This window comes from Desulfovibrio sp. DV, from assembly GCF_001936595.1.
Taxonomy (GTDB): domain Bacteria; phylum Desulfobacterota; class Desulfovibrionia; order Desulfovibrionales; family Desulfovibrionaceae; genus Solidesulfovibrio.
This window is the reverse complement of sequence record NZ_MLBG01000187.1, coordinates 1-2,084: the sequence shown is the minus strand read 5'-3', so window position 1 is coordinate 2,084 and position 2,084 is coordinate 1. Positions and strand designations below refer to the sequence as shown.

1 protein-coding gene is annotated in these 2,084 nt (G+C 64.6%); it reads right to left on the bottom strand.

Features of this window, described 5'->3' with window-relative positions:
* Nucleotides 1-245 precede the first annotated feature (245 nt).
* On the bottom strand, nucleotides 246-1,754 hold the full coding sequence (gene malQ / locus DVDV_RS21620; RefSeq protein WP_303046343.1) for a 4-alpha-glucanotransferase: 1,509 nt from the start codon (nucleotides 1,752-1,754) through the stop codon (nucleotides 246-248).
* Between the last annotated feature and the right edge of the window lie 330 nt (nucleotides 1,755-2,084).

The following is a 2,084-nucleotide window of genomic DNA, read 5'->3' as shown; positions in this document are numbered from 1 at the left end:
GAGGGGGGAATGCCTCCGGCGGCCGGGGGCCTGAGGCCCCCGGACCCCCCGTATGGGTAAAAAGGGGCGGCGGTATCGCGTCGGTGGGAGGGAGCAGGAAAAAAAAGCGTCGGTCGGGCAAAGCCGCCGCAGTGGAAGCCTGACGGGTCCACCGTTGCTCCGGGGGGGCAGCCCCCAGGAGCAACGGGCAGGGAAACGGTTAATTTGTGGCTGCTGCGGGTGGTTGCCGCAGGAAGGCCGTCCGGTCAATGATTGCGGCCGAAAATCCCGGTCATGGCCTTGAGCCGGGCGGCAATGGCCGGCTCGAACTGATCGTCCCCGGCCCGCCAACTCCAGTTGCCCTTGGCCACCGACGGCATGTTCATGCGCGCCCCCTCGCCCAGACACAAAAGGTCCTGCATGGGCACGACCACCTTGGAAGCCGCGCTGGCCATGACCAGCCGCAACAGTTCCCAGGGCGTCTCCTCGTGGGGAATCTGGCGGCCGAGATAGGCATAGAGCGATTCCAGGACCTCGCTGCCGGATTCGCTGCGCGCCCAGCCCAGGGTGGTGTTGTTGTCGTGGGTGCCGGTGTAGGCCACGCTGTTGTGGCTGTAATTATGCGGCGCGTCGCGGTTTTCGGCCAGGCTTGAGCCGAAGGCGAACTGGAGCACGCGCATTCCGGGAAACCCGAAGGCCTGCATGAGTTCGCGCACCTCGGCGGTGATAACGCCCAGGTCCTCGGCAATGATCGGCAGGGCCGGGAAACGCCGGGTCATGGCTGTAAAAAGGGCCCGGCCCGGAGCCTTGACCCACTCGCCCCGTACCGCTGTCTCCTCGCTGGCCGCAATTTCCCAATAGGCCTCAAAGCCCCGGAAATGATCCAGCCGCACGATGTCATACAGGGCCAGGGTGCGCTCCATGCGCCGCAGCCACCAGGCAAAGCCCTCAGCCTCATGGGCCGGCCAATCGTAGACCGGATTGCCCCACCGCTGGCCTGTCTCGCTGAAATAATCCGGCGGCACGCCGGCCACCAGGACCGGCCGCTTGTCGCTCCCAAGCTTGAACAGGCCCGGATTGGCCCAGACATCGGCGCTGTCCTCGGTGACATAGATGGGCATGTCGCCGATAATCTGGATATCGGACCGGCGCAGCTCGGCCCGAAGCGCCTTCCACTGCCCGTCGGCCAGATACTGCACAAACCGGACATACTCGATTTCCTCGGCCATGCGCAGGGACAGGGCGGAAAGCTCCCGGGCATCGCGGTCGCGCAACTCGTTGGGCCACTCGCTAAACCCGGCCTCGTTGCGCTCCCGTTTGGCCGCCCGGAACAGGGCATAATCGTCAAGCCAGCCGGCCTCCTCCCGGCAAAAGACCGTAAAGCCGGCTTCCTGCTCCAGCCGCTCCCGGTTCTTGCCAAAGGCCAGCCGCAACAGTGCGTCCTTTTTGACTTGCGCCTGTTCATACTCGGCCACGGCCGGATTCCCGGCCACCACCGCCGCCTCGATCTCCCCACCCTCGAGCCAACCGTCGGCAACCAACTGCTCGGGGCTGATCAACAGCGGATTGACGGCAAAGGCCGAATCGCTGCTGTAGGGCGAATTGCCGATATAGGTGGAGGTCGGTGTGAGCGGCAGGATCTGCCAGTACGACTGCGAGGACTGCGCCAAAAAACGGGCAAAACGGCGCGCGCCAGGGCCGAAATCGCCAATACCAAACCGGGACGGAAGCGAGGTGATGTGCATGAGCACACCGCTGGCTCTACGCTGCATGATGGCTCCTTGAGTGGGAAAAAAGGAGAGAATGCGGAGGAGGGAACCCCGGGCCGGCGGCCCGCACAATGGGTATGTCCCGACTCCGGCACTCCCTGAAACTTTTATCTGGGTATGGATGACATTTTCATGGTCAGGCAGCAAGTCCGCCTGAAACGACCATTTCGCGAGGTTGGGCAAAGCTGTGTCTCCCGCAGCCCGAAGCCGTGACGCCTCGCTTCATAAGTAACAATGAAATCGTCATCGGCCATACCCCTATCCGGGGGTCCGGGGGGGTCACCCCCCCCGGCGGGTGCAGGGCAGCCGCCCTGCCAGGGTCCGGGACGGCGTCCC